This window comes from Parasutterella secunda, assembly GCF_023336895.1.
Lineage (GTDB): Bacteria > Pseudomonadota > Gammaproteobacteria > Burkholderiales > Burkholderiaceae_F > Aphodousia > Aphodousia faecalis.
In genome coordinates this window covers 1-539 of record NZ_JAMBLT010000032.1, presented here as the reverse complement: position 1 = coordinate 539, position 539 = coordinate 1, and the positions used below count along the sequence as shown (strand labels likewise).

The following is a 539-nucleotide window of genomic DNA, read 5'->3' as shown; positions in this document are numbered from 1 at the left end:
GAAGTTATCCAGTGGCAAAATCGTTCCTTGGATGCGGTCTATCCGGTCGTTTTCATGGACTGTATCGTTGTCAAAGTCCCCGACAATCAACGAGTGGTCAACAAAGCCATCTTTGTCGCATTGGGGATCAATTTGTCCGGTAACAAAGAACTATTGGGTCTGTGGTTGGCGGAAAATGAAGGGGCCAAGTTCCGGCTATCGGTTTTAACCGAGCTTAAGAACCGGGGGAAGATATTTTGATCGCTTGCATTAACGGTCTGAAAGGCTTCTCTGAGGCCATTGAGGCTGTCTATCCAAATACTCAAGTTCAATTGTGCGTGTTCATATGGTTCGCAACAGCATGCGCTTTGTCAGTTGGAAAGACTACAAGCGTGTAGCTGCGCAGTTACGCACGATTTATCAAGCGGCAACCGAACAACAAGCCTTGGAAGCCCTTGAGCAATTTGATGCGGATTGGAAGGATAAGTATCCGGTGATTGTCGAGCAATGGCGCCGTCATTGGGATCATCTCATCACGATGTTTAACTACCCAGAGGATA

At 47.3% G+C, this 539-nt stretch carries 1 pseudogene; it reads left to right on the top strand.

Features of this window, described 5'->3' with window-relative positions:
• A pseudogene (locus tag M3080_RS09170) lies at nucleotides 1-539 on the top strand (IS256 family transposase); the annotation flags it as partial.